Source organism: Kluyvera sichuanensis, assembly GCF_040930405.1.
In the GTDB taxonomy this organism is placed as follows: domain Bacteria; phylum Pseudomonadota; class Gammaproteobacteria; order Enterobacterales; family Enterobacteriaceae; genus Kluyvera; species Kluyvera sichuanensis.
The window spans coordinates 3,617,646-3,635,621 of record NZ_CP162271.1 but is presented as its reverse complement, the minus strand read 5'-3'; the positions used below and the strand labels follow the sequence as shown (position 1 = coordinate 3,635,621).

Below are 17,976 nucleotides of genomic sequence, written 5' to 3'. Positions count from 1 at the left end.
ACCGTAAGCACCTGAACAAGTAAGGAATGATGATGGCGACCCTTAAAGCGCTAATGGATAAACAGAGCCCGGAAAGTCAGGCGCGAATCGCTGAGAAAGCCGAAGCGCTACGCCAGACCGTCACGTTAAGTATGTTACGTGAAGAGCTCAACCTGTCTCAGGCGGAGTTAGCTGCCGCAATGGGCGTAAAACAACCTACTGTAGCGAAGATGGAGCAGGCAGAGAACGATCCACGCTTGTCGACGCTGAGGCGTTACGTCGCAGCGCTCGGCGGAGAGATCAGCATTGATGTCACGCTGCCAACGGGAAAGAAGATAGCGTTCCATCTTTAATCGTTGCCAAAACGTTAAATCCATCACACTTAAGATGTTACACTGCGCATCCTTTCCGCAAAAACACCGCGCAGGTAACAAAAAAATGAGTGAGCATAGTGAAGCAAAGCCCCGTACAGAGGGCGTTCTGCGGCCGAACTGGTCGGCGGTTTTTGCCGTGGCGTTTTGTGTGGCCTGCCTGATTACCGTGGAATTTTTACCCGTCAGCCTGCTGACGCCGATGGCGGAAGATCTGGGGATTTCTGAAGGCGTAGCCGGTCAGTCGGTCACCGTAACGGCGTTCGTCGCCATGTTCTCCAGCCTGTTTGTCACACAGATTATTGGTAGCCTCGACCGTCGCTACGTGGTGATTCTATTTTCCGTTCTGTTGACGCTCTCCTGCCTGCTGGTGTCGTTTGCCAACTCGTTTACCCTGCTGTTGATGGGACGCGCCTGTCTCGGGCTGGCACTGGGCGGCTTCTGGGCGATGTCGGCCTCGCTGACGATGCGCCTGGTACCGGCGCGTACGGTGCCGAAAGCGCTGTCGGTTATCTTTGGCGCGGTCTCTATCGCGCTGGTGATTGCCGCGCCGCTCGGCAGCTTCCTGGGCGGCATTATTGGCTGGCGCAACGTGTTTAACGCGGCAGCGGTGATGGGCGTGGTGTGCATCTTTTGGGTGGTGAAAGCGCTGCCGTCGCTGCCGGGCGAACCGGCGCACCACAAGCAGAATATGTTTAGCCTGCTGCAGCGTCCCGGCGTGATGGCGGGGATGATTGCCATCTTTATGTCCTTTGCCGGGCAGTTTGCCTTCTTCACCTATATTCGCCCAATCTATATGAACCTGGCGGGCTTTGACGTCGACGGCCTGACCTTAGTGCTGTTGAGCTTCGGTATTGCCAGCTTTATCGGCACCTCATTCTCGGCGGTTATTCTGAAGCGTTCGGTCAAACTGGCGCTGGCCGGTGCGCCGCTAATTCTGGCGATAAGCGCGCTGGTGCTGACGCTGTGGGGAAGCGAAAAGACCGTAGCGGCAAGTATTGCCATTATCTGGGGGCTGGCGTTCGCGCTGGTGCCGGTGGGCTGGTCAACGTGGATCACCCGCTCGCTGGCCGATCAGGCGGAGAAAGCCGGGTCGATTCAGGTGGCGGTTATCCAACTGGCGAATACCTGTGGGGCGGCGATTGGCGGTTTAGCGCTGGACCGTCTGGGGCTGACGTCACCGCTGATGCTCTCCGGGGCGCTGATGCTGCTGACCGCGCTACTGGTGACGGCGAAGGTACGGATTAAATAACCGCGCGGTTGAATAATCGTGTAGCCCGGCCAAGCGAAGCGCCGCCGGGAATGGCCCCGGGGTCGGCATAAATGCCTCGCCCGGGCTACCTGTTACGGGCGTTCGCCCTTCGCCAGACGCGCATTAATCTCGGCAATCACGCCCGGTAAATCCGCCAGCGAATCCACCACGTAATGCGCCCCGGCGGCATACAGCTTGCTGGCGGCGTGCTCGCGGCGGGTGGCAATCTCTGCAACGGGCATCGCCTGATACTCCTCCCACGTCGCGCCGAACTCATTGCCCGACACCGCAAGCCCTACGGTCCACATCCCGGCATTTAGCCCCTCGGTAATGCCCGGCGCGGCATCGTCCACCTTCACGCAGCGGTTCACCGCATCGATACCCAGCGTAATCACGTTTTGCAGTGCCATCCACGGCCCAGGACGCCCGCCCGCCGCAAGATCGTCAGTAGCGACCCAGCAATCCGGCGCGTAGCCGTGCTCGGCGGCGGCAGGGACCAGGCGTTCCATTACCGCACGCGGGTAGCCGGAGCAGGAGCCAATCTTAATTCCGGCGCTGCGTAGTGCTGCAATCGTGTCGATAACCCCGGCTATCGGCGCGGAAAAATCGACAACTTTGGCAATTTGCAGCGGCATAAAGGTGGCATAAATCTCATCGATATCTGCCGCATTCATCGCACGGCCAAACTTCGCCTGCCAGCGGGCATCGACGGACGGCAGTTTGCCCAGCGCTTCAATATGCTGCCACTTGCCCAGCCCCATCGGCACGCGCGCTTCGGCAAGCGTTATCTCCACGCCAAACGCCCGGCGGAAAGCCTCGACAAAAATCTGCGTCGGCGCAAAGGAGCCAAAATCGACGGTGGTGCCCGCCCAATCGAGAATAACGGCGTTAATACGGTTCATGATGGCTCCTTATTTTGTCCAGTACATCGCATGGCGAACGGCGGTCAGCAGGGCAGCGATATCGGTGTCATACACCTCACCGATGTTGCCGATACGGAAACAGTCGCTCTGTGATACCTTGCCCGGATAGATAACAAAACCCTGATCTTTCAGGCGGCTATAAAACGCTTTAAAGCGGTACTGCGGGTCTTCTGGAGAATAGAACGCGGTGATGATCGGTGAATGCAGTGCGTCGTCCAGCAGGGTGGTAAAGCCCAGTTCCCGCATACCGGCAACCAGGCTGCGCTGGTTTTGCTGATAGCGCTGATAACGCGCCGCCACGCCGCCTTCTTCCGCCAGCTCTTTCAGCGCCTGAGCAAACGCCAGCACGGTATGGGTTGGCGAGGTGAAACGCCATTTGCCGTGGTTATCTTCCATGCAGCGCCACTGGGCGTAGAGATCCAGCGACAGCGAGCGGGAGCGGCCTTTGCACGCGGCAAGTTTATCCGCGCGGGCAATCACGAAGGCAAAGCCCGGCACGCCCTGAATACATTTGTTGGCGGAGCTAATCAGGAAATCGATATTCAGCTCGGCAATATCCATCGGAATGCCGCCGAAGCTGCTCATCGCGTCCACGATGTAGGTTTTGCCATACTGACGGGCCAGCACACCGACCTCGTCAATTGGGTTGAGCATCCCGGTAGTGGTTTCGCTGTGTACCATGGCGATATGGGTGATCGCCGGGTCAGTTTTGAGGATCTGCTCGATCGCCTGCACGTCCGGGCGGGACACTTCGCCGCAGTCATAGGCGTGATGGGCGATATCCATCATCCCCGCCATCTCGACCATACGGGCACCGTAGGCGCCGTTGCTGACAATCAGCACCTTATCCTGCTTGCCGAGCGCGCTGCCCAGCACCGCTTCCACGGCGTAGCTGCCGCTGCCCTGCAGAAGCACGGAGGTGTAGCCGTCAGCGGCGGTTGCCAGTTCAGTCAACTGCTGGCGGATAGATTCCACCACGCCGATATTGTAATCATCGTCCCAGGTGCAGCTATCGAACAGCATCGCTTCTTTCACGGTGCGTGAGGTGGTCAGTGGGCCGGGGGTCAGCAGCAGATAGTTACGCGAAGTCATGTTATTTACCTTTGGTCTATACCAGATTTGCATTTATCATGACGATCTTTTCGGCAAAGGGTCAAAGGGAAAATGGCTCTGCAACAAAAAATTCATCTGCGTCTGTATAATGGCGGCAGAGAAAAGTGACAGCGAGTGACTATGAAAGCGATTCCGGGCGATGTCCCACAGTACCTGTTGATCAAGGCGCAGCTGCAGGCGCGTATCCAGAGCGGCGCGCTGAAAAGCGGCGATAAGCTGCCGTCTGAACGTGAACTGTGCGCGATCTTCAACACCACGCGTATCACCATTCGCGAAAGCCTGGCGCAGCTGGAAGCCAGCGGGCTTATCTGGCGCGCCGACCGTCGCGGCTGGTTTGTCACGCCGGAACGCCTGTGGCTCGACCCGACCCAGAACACCAACTTCCACAAGCTGTGCCGCGAGCAGGGCCGTGAGCCGAAAACCGCGCTGCTGAGCGGCGTGTTGACCACCGTGCCGGTGGAGGCGATGGAGCCGTTACAGCTTCAGCCGTTTGACCAGATCTACCTGCTGACCCGTCTGCGCTACGCCGACGGCCGCGCTGTCTGCTACAGCGAAAACCACTGTCTGCCCGCCCGCGTGCCTGAGCTGTTGCAGTACGATCTCAACGGCAGCCTGACCGAGGTGTACGAGTCGCACTACAACCTTGTCTATACCAGTATGCATCTGTCGTTTTACCCGACCGCCATGCCAGCGCAGGCCGCGCAGGCGTTGGGCGTGATGGAAGGGCGCCCGGCGCTGCTGCTGCGCCGTCTTAACTACGATCAGCACGGGCGCGTGCTCGATCTGGATATTGAATACTGGCGTCACGATAGCCTGCGTATTGAGGTGGATACCCACTAACCGCTGCTTGCCGGATGGCGTAGCTGCGCGCCTTATCCGGCCTACAAACGATCCTGCAGATTCGCGCATCAATAAATCCTTCATCGTATTGTCACAAAAGCCGTTTAGCGTAAAAAGCAAATCTGGTATAGGCCAGAAACACAAAACGCACGCTATGAGGCTATTACGATGAAACTTTCCCGACTTGCTCTGCTGTCTGTTTTTGCCCTTGCCAGCGCCCCGTCATGGGCGGAATCGGTGGTCACGGTTTACTCCATCGATGGGCTGCACGATGGCGACAATAGCTGGTATCAGGCGCAGTTCGACGCGTTCACCAAAGCGACCGGCATTACCGTACGCTACGTTGAAGGCGGCGGCGGCGTGGTGGTGGAGCGCCTGGCGAAAGAGCGCACTAACCCGTAGGCCGACGTGCTGGTGACCGCACCGCCGTTCATTCAGCGTGCCGCTTCTGAAAAACTGCTGGCAAGCTTTAAAACCGACGCCGCCAGTGCGATTCCGGATGCCAACGACCTCTACTCGCCGCTGGTGAAGAACTACCTGAGCTTTATCTACAACGGCAAAGTGCTGAAAACCGCCCCGGCCACCTGGCAGAGCCTCCTCGACGGCCAGTTCAAAAACAAACTCCAGTACTCCACCCCAGGCCAGGCCGCTGACGGCACGGCAGTAATGCTGCAGGCCTTCCACAGCTTCGGCAGCAAAGACGCTGGGTTTGATTATCTCGGCAAACTGCAGGCCAACAACGTCGGGCCATCCGCTTCTACCGGCAAGCTGACCGCGCTGGTCAATAAAGGCGAACTGTATGTGGCGAACGGCGACCTGCAGATGAACCTCGCGCAGATGGAACGTAACCCGAACGTGAAAATCTTCTGGCCTGCTAACGACAAAGGCGAGCGTAGCGCGCTGGCTATCCCGTACGTGATTGGCTTAGTCCAGGGTGCTCCGGAGAGTGAAAACGGCAAGAAACTGATTAACTTCCTGCTGAGCAAAGAGGCGCAAACCAGCGTCAGCGCGCTCTCCTGGGGGATGCCGGTGCGTAGCGACGTGACCCCGAGTGACGATCACTATAAAGCGGCAACCGCCGCGATGGCGGGCGTGCAGAGCTGGCAGCCAAACTGGGATGACGTCGCCGTCTCGCTGTCAGCAGACATCTCCCGCTGGCATAAAGTGACCGATAGCGAGTAAGCCTGATGCTGATGAAAACGACCGCCGTTCCTGCCCCTGCAATGCAGGGGACCTCGGGGATTGTCCTCGACTCGCTGCGCGTGGCGTACCACGGCAACGTGGTGCTTAAACCGCTCTCTTTGACGATTGAACCCGGCGAAGTGCTGGCGCTGATTGGCCCTTCCGGTTCCGGAAAAACCACGGTGCTGCGCGCGGTGGCGGGCTTTGTCCAGCCTGCGGGCGGTCGTATTCTTATCGGCGATACGGACGTCACTCAGCTGCCGCCTTACCAGCGCGGGCTGGCGATGGTGGTGCAGAACTACGCGCTGTTCCCGCATATGAAGGTGGAAGATAACGTCGCCTTTGGCCTGCGCGCGCAAAAGCAGCCAAAGGCGCTGATTAAGGAACGCGTGACCCAGGCGCTGAAAACGGTCGGCATGAGCGACTATGCCACCCGTTATCCGCACCAGCTGTCCGGCGGCCAGCAACAGCGCGTGGCGATTGCCCGCGCCATTGCCGTGCGCCCACGGGTGCTGCTGCTGGATGAACCGCTCTCGGCGCTGGACGCGCAGATTCGCCACAACATGGTGGAAGAAATCGCCCGCCTGCACCTCGAACTGCCGGAACTCACCATTCTCTACGTTACCCACGACCAGACCGAAGCGCTTACCCTGGCGGATAAAATCGGCATCATGAAGGACGGCTCGATGATCGCCCACGGCGAAACCCGTACGCTGTACCGTCATCCACCGAACCGTTTTGCTGCCGAGTTTTTAGGGCGCGCCAATATTCTTTCCGCCACCGCGCTGGGCATCACGGATGCCCCGGGATTGGTGGACGTGAGCTGCGGCGGCACGGTGATTCGCGCCTTCAGCCAGGGCAGCCATCACGGTTACAACAAGCTGCTGTGCATTCGCCCACAGCATCTGAGCCTGGCGCCGCGCTCTGCCGCCAGCAACCGCTTTAACGCCACGCTGCAATCGGTGCACTGGCAGGGGGATCTCACCCATCTGCTGTGCGATGTGGCTGGTGAAGCGGTGCGTATTGTCCTGACGCACGTTGACCCGCTGCCGAAACCCGGCGACAAGCTGGCGCTGTGGTTCGAACCCGATGATGCGGTTTTGATTGAGGTATAACGATGTCGCTCTCTCTGACCCAGACCAAACCGCTGCCCAACTTGCGCCCGCTGCTGTGGCTGCTGTTGCCGCTGCTGGTGCTGACTACGCTGTTCTTCTGGCCGCTTTCGCTGATCGTCGAGCAGGCGCTGCGCGACGCCAACGGCAACGTCGGGCTGGACACCTTCTGGCAGGTGATTGAATCCCGGCGCTTTGTCAGCGCGCTGATGAATACCCTGCAAATTGCGCTGACCGCCACCGCAGGCTGCCTGCTGCTGGGCAGCGTGCTGTCGTTGATTCTGGTGTTTATTCCGTTTCCCGGCAGCGAACTGATTGGCCGGGTGGTGGATACCTTTATCGCGCTGCCTACTTTCCTGATAACCCTGGCTTTCACTTTTATTTATGGCTCGGCAGGGCTGCTCAACGGCACGTTGATGCATCTGTTCGCCTTCGAGCTACCGCCGGTGGATTTCCTCTATTCGATGCAGGGGGTGATTCTGGCGGAGATCACCGTCTTCACCCCGCTGGTGATGCGCCCGTTGATGGCGGCGCTGCGCCAGATTGATAAAAGCCAGCTTGAGGCCGCCAGTATTCTCGGCGCGCATCCTCTGCGGGTGATTGCGCAGGTGATCTTCCCGGCGGCGCTACCGGCGCTGATGGCGGGCGGCAGCCTGTGTCTGCTGCTGACCACCAACGAATTCGGCATCGTGCTGTTTATCGGCGCGAAAGGGGTCAATACGCTGCCGATGATGGTCTACAGCAAAGCAATCCTGGAGTCCGACTATAGCGTCGCCTGCATGATTGCGTTGATTAACATTGTGCTGTCGCTGGGGCTGTTCTCGCTCTACCGCCTGGCGGCCGCGCGAACGGGCATAAGGGGCTAGCCATGTTGATTTGGTCGCGCAAAGGGCGCATTGCGGCGGGCGTGGTTGCTACCGCGCTTGCCAGCGTCTTCTTTTTCCTACCGCTGGCGGTAATTTTAATGTCCAGCCTGAGCCAGCAGTGGAACGGCATCCTGCCCAGCGGCTTCACATTGAACCACTTTGTGAATGCCTTTCGCGGGGCGGCGTGGGATGCGCTGCTTGCCAGCCTGATGATTGGTTTTTGCGCCAGCCTGTTTGCGCTGCTGTGCGGTGTTTGGGCGGCGCTGGCGCTGCGTCAGTACAGCGGCAAGGTGCAAAAGGGGCTGAGCATGTTGTTCTATTTGCCGAGTGCGATTCCTTCGGTTTCCGTCGGGCTTGGCATTCTGGTGGCCTTCAGCCAGGGGCCGCTGCAGATGAACGGCACGCTGTGGATTGTGCTGGTGGCGCACTTTGTCTTGATCTCCGCGTTCACCTTCAGCAACGTTTCCACCGGGCTAGCGCGGGTGTCTGCCGATATTGAAAATGTCGCTTCAAGCCTCGGCGCCTCGCCGTGGTATCGCCTGCGTCACGTCACGCTGCCGCTGCTGATACCGTGGATGGTGTCGGCGCTGGCGTTGAGCCTTTCGCTATCGATGGGGGAACTGGGGGCGACGATGATGATCTACCCGCCGGGCTGGACGACGCTGCCGGTGGCCATCTTTAGCCTGACCGATCGCGGCAATATTGCCGACGGCGCAGCGCTGACTATTGTGCTGGTGGCGATGACGCTGTTGCTGATGATGAAGCTGGAGCGTATAGCGAAACGGTTAGGGCAGAAATAAAAAACCTCTCCCTTAAAAAGGGAGAGGGAGCACATCGGTGCCGCTGAAGTACTGTGAAATAAAGCACCGCACTCAACGGTCCCCTCGCCCCTTTGGGGAGAGGGTTAGGGTGAGGGGAAAAAGAGGGCACATTGCACAGGAAGATCCCCTCTCCCCCTTTAGTGAGAAGGCGGGGGTGAGGGGCGTATGTTGGCTCGAAAGTCAAACCCTCACCCCAACCCTCCCCGTAAAAGGGGAGAGAGGGTTTATCACACGAACTTAGAACCAGGCTTCAAACATCCCGCCGAAGTTCAGCGAATCCAGCTGCTCGTCCTGCGTTCCGTTCACCTTCGCCGTACGCTTGTTATCCACCTGACCGCCGGTCACGTAGAAGCGCAGCATTGGACGGAATTCCGGGCCCATACCAATCGCGATGTTCTGCGACAGGGTCAGCTTCCAGCCGTGGTTATCACCGCCCTGATCGTAATCTACGCGCTGGTAACCCGCTTCCAGCCAGGTGGAGTGCACGTCGTTCCAGAAGTACATTGGACGAACGATCGCGCCGTAGTTTTTACGGTTGTCGGTGTTGTCTTTGCTGTTGTCGTAGTCGTGGAAGGCCAACAGGTATTCCACCTGCGCCTGCTGGGTGAACTTATAGTTACCTTCGAAGCTGGCGTAAATCGCGGTCAGCCCGTCGGTTTTGTTGAATACGCTGTTATCCGAGTTATCGGAGTAGCGCAGGATAACCTTGTTCACGCCGCTGTCGTCGCTGTTGGTGTGGCTTAACAGCAGGCCACCTTGCCAGGCATCAAGCTGCTTGTCGTTATCCACCGCTTTAGAGTCGAAGCCGTAGTTAGCGTAAACCTCAACGTCAATCGGGCCCGCTTTGATGTTGTGGGTTTTGGTGGTCAGCGCGTAGTGGCCGTCGTCACCGGTATCTGAGCTACCGGTACAGGTGATGCGCGATGGGTTAGACTCATCGGCCATCACTTCCGGGCTACAGGATTTCACCTGCGACACGGTAGCGACGTCGAACTGTACGCCGCCAACGTCAAAGTTTTTCACCCCGGCACCCTGGCCGTCGTGGTTCATCCAGAAGTAGTCGTTGATACCCTGTTGTGGACGCTGGTGGAAGTCGCGGCCCGCCCAGATATAGGCGTTAGGGTTAGATTCCAGCACGTTGGTGACGCCAACGTAGGCTTTTTTCAGGTTAACTTCGTCACTCCAGTGGTCGAACATGACGTTGATATCCCAGATAGCGCCTTTGCTGCTCTTAAAGGCTTTGGTTAACTGGAATTCACCGCCGTTTCCTTCGTTACCCAGACGGCCGATTGCCGAGGCACCGTTATAGGAACCGTCCACGCCGACGTATTTCTGGTCGCCAGCCTGGAAGTGTGCGCCGTAGCGCGCATAGCCGCTGAACTTCAGGCCGAACGGTACGGCCATATCTGGCGTTTGTGCGGCGCTTTGCGGGTTGGTTTCCAGATCCACTTTTTTGGCCTGGGCGGCATCCATCTTAGCCTGGCGGTCTGCCAGCGCTTTATCGACGGCCTTGGCCACAATGGCGTCAATTTGTTCCTGAGTAAACTCTTGTGCCATTGCAGAGGAAAGCGGGCAAAGGGCGGCAATAACCGCCATAGCTAATGGAAGTTTTTTTACAGTTTTCATGGTTATCTCAAATTAATTAATTATATTTTCAGACAATAACCATCCCGTTCGGGTGGATAACTATCATCGCCACCAAAACAAGCTGATTTTATTTATTTTCTCGTAGGGTACCGTTAAATCGTTAGCGTAATTAATGTCTCCGAAGTTAAATGAAATTTAATATTAACGTTGGTAAAGATGAATGATTTCTTCCGAAAGTTCACGAGCAAGTAACGAATTCATCAAATGATCCTGCGCGTGTACCATAATTAGGGTCATGGGCTGACGCGCGTCACCTGCATCCTGCTCAATAAGCCGGGTTTGCATATGGTGCGCCTGACGGGCATAGCCATCGGCTTCCCGCAGGAGATTTCTGGCTTCCTCCATTTCACCCTGTCGTGCGGCGTGTAGCGCCTCAAAGCACAGCGATCTGGACTGGCCCGCGTTAATGATTATTTCCATTACCGCGTCCTCTAACCTAACCATAATAATATCCTCTAACTATTTAAAGTTATGATAAAAAGAGGTCGGAAATAATATATCAATGCTTACTGTTAAATTTATCTGACTTAACTAACGGTTCCAGGTTATGGCGCAGTTGATTTTAACGCCTGCACTTTGTTTTTCATTAATGAACGACTTTCGGGGTACAGCAATAGTCAATACATGGCCGCAGAGGTCAGCATATAAATAACGCGCATGACCACCGTGTTTAGCGTCCATAAATAATGGTTCGCGAAACCACGAGTGATAACGAGAGTTCATTTAAACATCTTTTTCGCGCGCTGAATAAATCAGCGGCAGAGCATAATTTTGTGCATTGATGCCTATCCTCTAAATGTAAAAAGTTATTGCGATTGTGATTTGATATGAAACTGAAACCGGTTTCTATTCATAAAATCAAGAAGTGTGACATCCATCAATTTCTCATGCTTATGAGACTAATTATTTCGTCCTGGCTCACAGAAAATTGTCGTTTGGGGGTGAGAGAAATGCGCATCAATTGGACAAGTCATGTCAGAGGGGCGGGAGGTAGGCCTGATAAGCGTAGCGCCATCAGGCGTGGTGAGGCACGTTGCCGGATAGCGGCTTCGCCTTATCCGGCCGACGCTGACTTAATGCTATTGGGTCGGGCACTGAATGCTGTTAATCGCCTTCTCATAGGCAGGACGATCGTTCTTATCCAATGCCCGCGTGGCGCTCTGCACCGCCGTTTTGTTGTCTTTTGACTCCAGCACGCGGTTGGCAAACTGCGTATCGCTCAGCCCACTGCTGGCAGGGCAGTTCTGTTTCACGTCCTTCACCACCTGCTGTTTTTGCTGCTCAAACTTTAGCCCTTCCAGCGGTGAGGCCAGTGCCACGGCGGGCAGCAGCAGGGAGGCGGCGAGCGAAACAACAATACTGACTTTTTTCATTGCGAATATCCTTATGTTCATGCGCTTAGTTAACTATAGACGCATATCCGCCAGCGCGACCTTCTGGGGCTGGCCCTGTTGCTGGTTACGGGGTGTGCTAATGACAGCCAGATGGAAGCGCTGTTTAATTATTTACTGCGGTCGGGAGATGCGGTGCGCTTTCATGAAAACGGAATAGATCGCGCTCTGGTTGAAATGATAACAGGGCTTTCGGCTGACGAAATTGCATCGCTGTGCCACTAAAATCTGACCCGATAGCTCGCGCTATCGGGCAGCACACTGCTACGCCGTTTTCGTTCTGCGGCGTGAGTCCAGGGAAATCAGCACCACCGAGGAGAGGATCAGCAGCGTGCCCAGCCAGTCTGGCAGGGTGAAACTGATACCTAACAGCAGCAGCGACAGTAACGCGCTGCTGAGCGGCTCGGCGCAGCTGAGGATGCTGGCTTTCGGGCCGCCGATCATCTGCGCGCCTTTAAGGTACAGGCTGAAGGTGAGGGAGGTGCCAATCACCACCAGGTAGAAGAAAGCCAGCAGCAGGTTGCCGGTAATCACCACGTTTGCGCCATCTCCCGCGTAGAACGGCAGCAGCATCGCGCCGCCGAGCAGCATGCTCCAGCCGACGATCGGCAGCGTGCCGTAGCGGGCGATCAGCGTGGAAGGATAGGTGGTGTAGAACGCGGCGGCGAAGGCCGAGGCGATCCCCCAGAACAGCGCCGCGCCGGAAATCGACAGCGACGTTGGGTCGCCGTGGGTGACCAGCAAGAAGGTGCCGATAAGCGAGGTCGCAATGGCGGCAAAGACGAAGCGCCCTGGGCGCGCTTTGCGCACGATGGCGAACCAGGCGACGATAATGGTCGGCGACAGGAACTGGAGAATCGTTGCGGTGGCGGCGTTGGATTTTTCAATCGCCAGCAGGAAGGTGAGCTGAACGGTCATTGCGCCGACAAGAGAGAACAGCAGCAGGCTGAGAATGTCTTTACGCTCTTTCAGGATGCGGAAAATGCCATCGCCGTGCAGGAAAGAGAACGTCAGCAGGATAAAGCCACCGGAGAGCAGGCGAATCATCGTCAGAAACGGCGACGGCATCTGGCTATGTTCCATGATGTACTGCGCACAAACGCCTGAACTTCCCCACAATATCGCTGCAACTAAGACGTTCAGCATCCCTTTTCTGGTGGCACCCATTTTTCCTCAACCCTGTCATATGATTTTATTCTGGCGGGCATCATAGCATGGGCAGAGGCTTGCCCCCAGCGGTGCGCCGGGGGCAAAAGGGTTAGCTGAGATCGACGTTTTTACTGCCAAACAGCCAGGTGAGCAGGAAGCCGAAGAAGTAGGCTACGAGCAGGCCCGCGGCGTAGACCGCCATCCCGGCGTAGATGCCGCTATGGGAAGTCATCAGCGGCAGCGCCACCAGGCCGGACGGGCCAAAGACGGTGTTGAGGCCGACTGGAAGCCCCAACCAAGCCACCAGGCCGATAAAGAAGCCCCCGCAGGCACCGCCGAGACAGGCGGTGACAAACGGCTTCATACGCGGCAGCGTAACGCCGTAAATCAGCGGCTCGCCTACGCCGAGCAGGCCGGGAATGATCGCCCCTTTAATCTGCGTACGCAGCAATGAGTCCTGCTTTGCACGGACGTAGAGCGCCAGTGCCGCGCCGACCTGGCCTGCACCGGCCATCGCCAGAATGGTGAACAGCGAGTTAAAGCCCTGCGCTTCCATCAGCGCAAAATAGACCGGCACAAAGCCCTGATGCACGCCGAACATCACCGCCAGCAGGAACAGACCGGCCAGCACCGCAGAACCGAACGGGTTACCGTTGAGGTGCAGGAACAGCCAGGACATCCCGGTAAACAGGTAGCCGCCGATAGGCATAATCACCACGAAGGTGACCGCGCCCATAATCAGCAGCGTCACCGCCGAGGTGAGGATCATATCCAGGTTAGCCGGCATGATGCGGCGCACCTGTTTTTCCACCCAGGCGCCAATAATCGAGGCGATCAGCACGCCGATAATATTACCGCGCGGGTCGATACCGTGGCCGAAGAAGTCGGTGATGCCGGAGTAGAAGCCGACGGTGGCTTTCGGGTCATAGCCGAGGATAAACAGCGCGGCGATGATGGCACCGTTGACGCCAGAGCCGCCAAAGGCTTTCTGCGCGTTATAGCCAATCAAAATACTCAGGAAGGTAAACATCCCTTTGCTGAAGATTTTCATGTAGCTGATGATGCCAACCAGCGTGGCGTTGGGGTGCGCGTTCTCCAGCACAAAGAGTTGCTCGGCGAGCGTGGCAAAACCCAGCAGCAGCCCGACGGCGATAAAGCCCGGAATCAGCGGGGTAAAAATGGTGGCAAACTTCGCCAGAAACTTCTGCACGCCGCCGGTCTGTTTACCCTTCAGCTCCTGCTTTTTGGCGCTGGCGATATCGGCCAGTGACCCACCGCTGGCAGGATCTCCGTGGGTAACGGGTTCATTTTCCAGCAGTTCGTTCATCAGCTCCGCGGCAGTCTGCGCTTTGCCCGGGCCGAGGATTATCTGGAACTGCTCCTCGCTGACCACCACGCCCAGCACGCCTTCCACCTGGCGGATGGCCGCTACGTCGGCGTGCACGTCGCTGCGCAGGGTTAAGCGCAGGCGGGTCATGCAGTTCCCGGCCTGCACGACGTTCGGTGCGCCGCCAACCAGGTCGAGGAGGCGAGCTATCATCGCTTTATTTATTTTGGCCATTCCACGGTATCCCAGTCAGTCGAATTAGTTTTTTAACGCTTTACGGATAAAGCCGTTGTTGTCCGCCAGCAGCTGTTTTGCCTCGTCGGCGCTCAGGTTTGCCAGCACCATGACGATGGCGGTTTTACAGTGGCGGCCGCAGGCGTCCAGCGCTGCCTGCGCGGTGGCGCGGTCGCATTCGGTGGCCTCCATCACGATGGAAATCTGACGCTCGATAAGCTTGGCGTTTGTCGCTTCCACATCCACCATCAGGTTGCTGTAGACCTTGCCGCTGCGGATCATCGCACCGGTGGTAATCATATTCAGCACCAGCTTTTGCGCGGTCCCGGCCTTCAGACGAGTAGACCCGGTCACCACTTCCGGGCCAACGACCGGGGTGATGGCGATGTCAGCGCGCTGCGCCATTTCGCCGTGCGGGTTGCAGCTGACGATGGCGACCAGTGCGTTCTGCTGGTGGGCATATTCCATTGCGCCGAGCACGTACGGGGTGCGGCCGCTGGCGGCAATGCCGACCAGCACATCGCGTTCGTTAAAGCCCAGCGCCTGTAAATCTTCTGCGCCGCGCGCCGCGTTATCTTCCACGTTTTCGACGGCTTTCAGGATAGCGGTATGGCCACCGGCAATCAGGCCGACGACCTGCTCTGGACGAGTGCCGAAGGTGGGCGGACATTCGCTGGCGTCGAGAATGCCTAAACGCCCGGAGGTGCCTGCGCCGATATAAATCAGGCGGCCGCCGTGGCGGAACGCGTCGGCTACGCTATCAACAAGTTGAGCAATTTGCGGAATGTAGGGGGTGATCGCATGGGCAACCAGCTGATCTTCGTTGTTAATCACCGTCAACATCGCTTCGGTGGAGAGGGTGTCAATGTTAGCGCTGTTGGTGTTGCGGCGTTCGGTCAGCAGTTTGCTCAGGTCGATACTCATCAGGAAACCTCATCATTCTCAGTGGCAGTCAGTATAAGGAATTAATTATTCCAATCATGTGAAGGGTATCACGATTGGCACGTTGGGGATACGCGGTGATTTCGATGAGGTCAGGAAATTCGCGGTAATAGTATTGGAATATTTTATTACCGCGAAAGGGATTATTGCGCTACGCGAGGCTTCAGCAGGCCGAAGAACAGCGCCAGACCGTAGGAAATGGCCATGGCGAGACTCATCTTAAGCATCGTTTCGCCGCCAAGGCCCGCAAGCGGTGCGGCGATGCCGCCGCAGACGAACATCAGCGTACCCATCAGCGCGGAGGCGGTGCCCGACTGCGCGCTATCCACCGCATTCATGGCTTCGGCCCCGGAGACGGTGCTGATGCCGCTCATAAACGACACGGTGAAGAACAAGCCGACCAACGCCAGCACGGCGTGCTGCTGCCAGGCGAGCAGCAGAGTCACCAGCGCGCAGAATACCGCCAGCAGCAGGCCGCGGCGCAGCAGGGTTTCTGCAGGGATGCGGCGGGCCAGGCGGGAGAAAATCAGCGCGGCGATAATCAGCCCGATACCGTTCAGGCCAAACAGCAGGCTGAACTGCATGGCGCTCATGCCGTATTCGCTTTGGATGACAAACGACGACGAACCGATGTAAGAGAACAGCCCGGCCATCATAAAGGCCTGAATCAGGCAGTAGCGCATAAAGCGGCGGTTTTTCAGCACCGGTGTGCCTTCCCTCTGCTGCGCGGTGCTGGCGCTTTTGGCTGGTAGCGTTTCGTGCAGCACGACGAGGCTTAAAGCCAGCAGCACCGCGCCGATCCCCGCCATCGTCCAGAACAGAATGCGCCAGTCGAAGGCGGTGATGATATAGCCGCCCAGCACCGGTGAAAGTACTGGGGCGATGCCGTTGACGGTCATCAGCAGGGCGAAAAACTGCGTCAGTTGCGTGCCCTGGTAACGGTCACGGGCGATAGATCGTGACAGCACGGAGCCGCCTGCGCCCGCAAAGCCCTGCACGAAGCGCCAGACGATTAGCATATGGATATCGTGGGTGATGGCGCACATCGCTGATGAGAAGATAAACAGCAGCAGGGAGATAGCCAGCGGCTTGCGGCGGCCGATGCGGTCGCTGAGCGGGCCGAAAAACAGCTGCCCGAGACCGAGGCCGATGAGTGCGGCGGTGAGGGACAGTTGGGTCTGGGTGCCGGTGGCGCTCAGCTGGTCGGTGATTTCCGGCAATGCCGGCAGGTAAAAGTCGGTACACAGTGGGCCGATGGCGCAAAGCAGGCCCAGCACCACGACCCAGGAAAGGGAAATACGCGGCATGAAAGCTCCTTTTTATTCTTCATAATCAATGGAGGGGATGGTGCTCGTTGCACCCTCACCCCGGCCCTCTCCCTGGAAGGGAGAGGGAGAAAAAGATCCCCTCGCCCCTTCGGGGAGAGGGTTAGGGTGAGGGGGAAACCCCCGCACCAGCACATCAACTCGCTCCGCCCCCCAGCGACTGCCACAGCGTGATCCGGTTTGCCAGATCCGTCTCCTGCAACGCAATCAGCGTCTGTTGCGCCGACCATAACGTACGCTGCGCGGTCAGCGCGGTCAGGTAATCCCCAACCCCCGCCTGATAGCGCTTCATCGCCACGTCCAGCGTCTGCTGTTCCGCCGCCACGTACTGGCGCTGAGCGTCCAACTGCTCGCTCAGCGTCTGGCGCCGCGCCAGCGCATCTGCCACGTCTTTAAACGCGCTCTGAATCGTCTTTTCGTAGGTGGCAATCAGCCCCTTCTTCTCCGCCTCGGCGTAGCGCAGTTGCGCCAGATTGCTGCCGCCGGTAAACAGCGGTAGTGAAATGGACGGCGCAAACGACCAGACGCTCATACCGTGGCTAAACAGTGAAGATAGCGCATCGCTGCCCACCCCGGCGCTGGCGGTGAGTGAAATGGTCGGGAAGAAGTTGGCGCGCGCCGCGCCGATATTGGCGTTGGCGCTCTTCAGATTGTGCTCCGCTTCCTGAATATCCGGGCGCGTTAGCAGCACCGACGACGAGACGCCCGCCGGGACCAGCGAGATGGTGTTGGCGGCCAGGCTCTCCAGCGTACCGGGGAGCAGGGCGTCCGGCACGGTGGTGCCTGCCAGCAGGTTAATGGCGTTTTTATCCTGCATCACCAGCGTCTGATAGCTGGCGACGCTGGCGCGTGCCTGCTGATAGACGCTCATTGCTTCGCTGACGTCGGTGGCCGCTGCGGTGCCAACCTGCTGCTGGCGCTGGACGATTTTCAGCGAATCCGCGGCGCTTGCCATGGTTTGCTGCGCCAACGCCAGATTGCTGTTGTCCGCTGCCAGCGTTACCCACGCGCTGGTCAGTTCGGCAATCATCGTCAGTCGGGTGTTCTGCGCGGTGTACTCGCTGGCAAGCCAGGTTTCGCGCGCCGCGCGGGACAGGCTCTGGTTACGGCCAAACAGATCCAGCTCGAAGCTGGAGACTGCGCCGTCGGCCTGCGCGGTGGTGCTCACCCCGCTCGCCAGCGTGCGGCTGCGGGTGTTGCTGAGTTCAGCGTTGACGGTCGGCATCAGCGACGCACGGGTTTCGCCGTATTGCGCGCGAGCGGCGTCAATATCGGCAATGGCTTTTTGCACATCGCGGTTGCTGCTGAGTGCCTGGCTCACCAGCTTTTGCAGACGCACATCGTTCACCACCTGCTGCCAGTTACCGACAACCGCGGTGGCTTCGCCGTGGTTGCCCGGCAGGCTTGCCGGGATGGGGGCGTCCGGGCGCTGGTAGTTAGGGTCCATCGACACGCAGCCGACGCTCAGGAACGCAATAAATAACAAAGACAAACGAAACATA

At 58.1% G+C, this 17,976-nt stretch carries 16 protein-coding genes and 2 pseudogenes; 8 read left to right on the top strand and 10 right to left on the bottom strand.

The window, feature by feature from the left end:
* The first annotated feature begins 32 nt into the window (after positions 1-32).
* The gene (locus AB2B48_RS17495) at positions 33-332 is read left to right on the top strand and encodes a helix-turn-helix domain-containing protein (RefSeq protein WP_368301977.1); all 300 of its coding nucleotides are present in this window, start codon (positions 33-35) and stop codon (positions 330-332) included.
* A gap of 85 nt (positions 333-417) precedes the next feature.
* Complete coding sequence (nepI, locus tag AB2B48_RS17490; protein WP_368299722.1) at positions 418-1,602, top strand: purine ribonucleoside efflux pump NepI; 1,185 nt, start codon at positions 418-420, stop codon at positions 1,600-1,602.
* A gap of 92 nt (positions 1,603-1,694) precedes the next feature.
* Here the strand turns inward: nepI and phnX are convergent, their stop codons facing one another.
* Together phnX and phnW are read right to left on the bottom strand one after the other, a co-directional pair.
* The gene (gene phnX, locus AB2B48_RS17485) at positions 1,695-2,504 is read right to left on the bottom strand and encodes a phosphonoacetaldehyde hydrolase (protein WP_368299721.1); all 810 of its coding nucleotides are present in this window, start codon (positions 2,502-2,504) and stop codon (positions 1,695-1,697) included.
* Between the two features lie 9 nt (positions 2,505-2,513).
* On the bottom strand, positions 2,514-3,617 hold the full coding sequence (phnW, locus tag AB2B48_RS17480) for a 2-aminoethylphosphonate--pyruvate transaminase (protein ID WP_368299720.1): 1,104 nt from the start codon (positions 3,615-3,617) through the stop codon (positions 2,514-2,516).
* A 141-nt stretch (positions 3,618-3,758) separates the two neighbouring features.
* On the opposite strand from phnW, the gene phnR reads away from it, so the two are divergent.
* The 5 genes and pseudogenes from phnR (at position 3,759) to phnV (ending at position 8,438) form a co-directional block, all read left to right on the top strand.
* Positions 3,759-4,478 (top strand): phosphonate utilization transcriptional regulator PhnR, encoded by a 720-nt coding sequence (gene phnR / locus AB2B48_RS17475; RefSeq protein ID WP_035895042.1) that lies wholly within the window; start codon positions 3,759-3,761, stop codon positions 4,476-4,478.
* A gap of 168 nt (positions 4,479-4,646) precedes the next feature.
* Positions 4,647-5,660: pseudogene (gene phnS / locus AB2B48_RS17470) on the top strand (2-aminoethylphosphonate ABC transporter substrate-binding protein).
* Between the two features lie 5 nt (positions 5,661-5,665).
* Entirely contained in the window at positions 5,666-6,775 is a 1,110-nt protein-coding gene (gene phnT, locus AB2B48_RS17465; RefSeq protein WP_368299719.1) for a 2-aminoethylphosphonate ABC transport system ATP-binding subunit PhnT, read from the top strand.
* Positions 6,776-6,777: 2 nt separating this feature from the next.
* A complete protein-coding gene (gene phnU, locus AB2B48_RS17460; RefSeq protein ID WP_368299718.1) occupies positions 6,778-7,638 on the top strand; it encodes a 2-aminoethylphosphonate ABC transporter permease subunit in 861 nt (286 codons plus the stop codon).
* A 2-nt stretch (positions 7,639-7,640) separates the two neighbouring features.
* A complete protein-coding gene (gene phnV, locus AB2B48_RS17455; protein ID WP_368299717.1) occupies positions 7,641-8,438 on the top strand; it encodes a 2-aminoethylphosphonate ABC transport system, membrane component PhnV in 798 nt (265 codons plus the stop codon).
* Positions 8,439-8,696: 258 nt separating this feature from the next.
* Here the strand turns inward: phnV and AB2B48_RS17450 are convergent, their stop codons facing one another.
* The 3 genes from AB2B48_RS17450 to AB2B48_RS17440 form a co-directional block, all read right to left on the bottom strand.
* Positions 8,697-10,085 carry a carbohydrate porin gene (locus AB2B48_RS17450; protein WP_368299716.1) on the bottom strand — a complete coding sequence of 463 codons (1,389 nt, stop codon included), beginning with the start codon at positions 10,083-10,085 and terminating at the stop codon, positions 8,697-8,699.
* Between the two features lie 162 nt (positions 10,086-10,247).
* Positions 10,248-10,550, bottom strand: a complete 303-nt coding sequence (locus tag AB2B48_RS17445) for a PTS lactose/cellobiose transporter subunit IIA (protein ID WP_185668108.1) — start codon at positions 10,548-10,550, stop codon at positions 10,248-10,250.
* A gap of 635 nt (positions 10,551-11,185) precedes the next feature.
* Complete coding sequence (locus tag AB2B48_RS17440) at positions 11,186-11,479, bottom strand: YicS family protein (RefSeq protein ID WP_368299715.1); 294 nt, start codon at positions 11,477-11,479, stop codon at positions 11,186-11,188.
* A 42-nt stretch (positions 11,480-11,521) separates the two neighbouring features.
* On the opposite strand from AB2B48_RS17440, the pseudogene AB2B48_RS17435 reads away from it, so the two are divergent.
* Positions 11,522-11,722 (top strand): annotated as a pseudogene (locus tag AB2B48_RS17435) (hypothetical protein); the annotation flags it as partial.
* Positions 11,723-11,761: 39 nt separating this feature from the next.
* Here AB2B48_RS17435 and AB2B48_RS17430 read toward each other — a convergent pair.
* The 5 genes from AB2B48_RS17430 to AB2B48_RS17410 form a co-directional block, all read right to left on the bottom strand.
* Complete coding sequence (locus tag AB2B48_RS17430; RefSeq protein ID WP_185668105.1) at positions 11,762-12,664, bottom strand: EamA family transporter; 903 nt, start codon at positions 12,662-12,664, stop codon at positions 11,762-11,764.
* A 91-nt stretch (positions 12,665-12,755) separates the two neighbouring features.
* Positions 12,756-14,207 carry a PTS N-acetylmuramic acid transporter subunit IIBC gene (gene murP, locus AB2B48_RS17425; protein ID WP_368299714.1) on the bottom strand — a complete coding sequence of 484 codons (1,452 nt, stop codon included), beginning with the start codon at positions 14,205-14,207 and terminating at the stop codon, positions 12,756-12,758.
* A 24-nt stretch (positions 14,208-14,231) separates the two neighbouring features.
* On the bottom strand, positions 14,232-15,131 hold the full coding sequence (gene murQ / locus AB2B48_RS17420) for an N-acetylmuramic acid 6-phosphate etherase (protein ID WP_368299713.1): 900 nt from the start codon (positions 15,129-15,131) through the stop codon (positions 14,232-14,234).
* A 161-nt stretch (positions 15,132-15,292) separates the two neighbouring features.
* Positions 15,293-16,456: a multidrug effflux MFS transporter gene (locus tag AB2B48_RS17415; protein ID WP_368299712.1), complete on the bottom strand. Its 1,164-nt coding sequence runs from the start codon at positions 16,454-16,456 to the stop codon at positions 15,293-15,295.
* A 154-nt stretch (positions 16,457-16,610) separates the two neighbouring features.
* Positions 16,611-17,975 (bottom strand): efflux transporter outer membrane subunit, encoded by a 1,365-nt coding sequence (locus tag AB2B48_RS17410; protein ID WP_368299711.1) that lies wholly within the window; start codon positions 17,973-17,975, stop codon positions 16,611-16,613.
* Position 17,976: the final 1 nt, after the last annotated feature.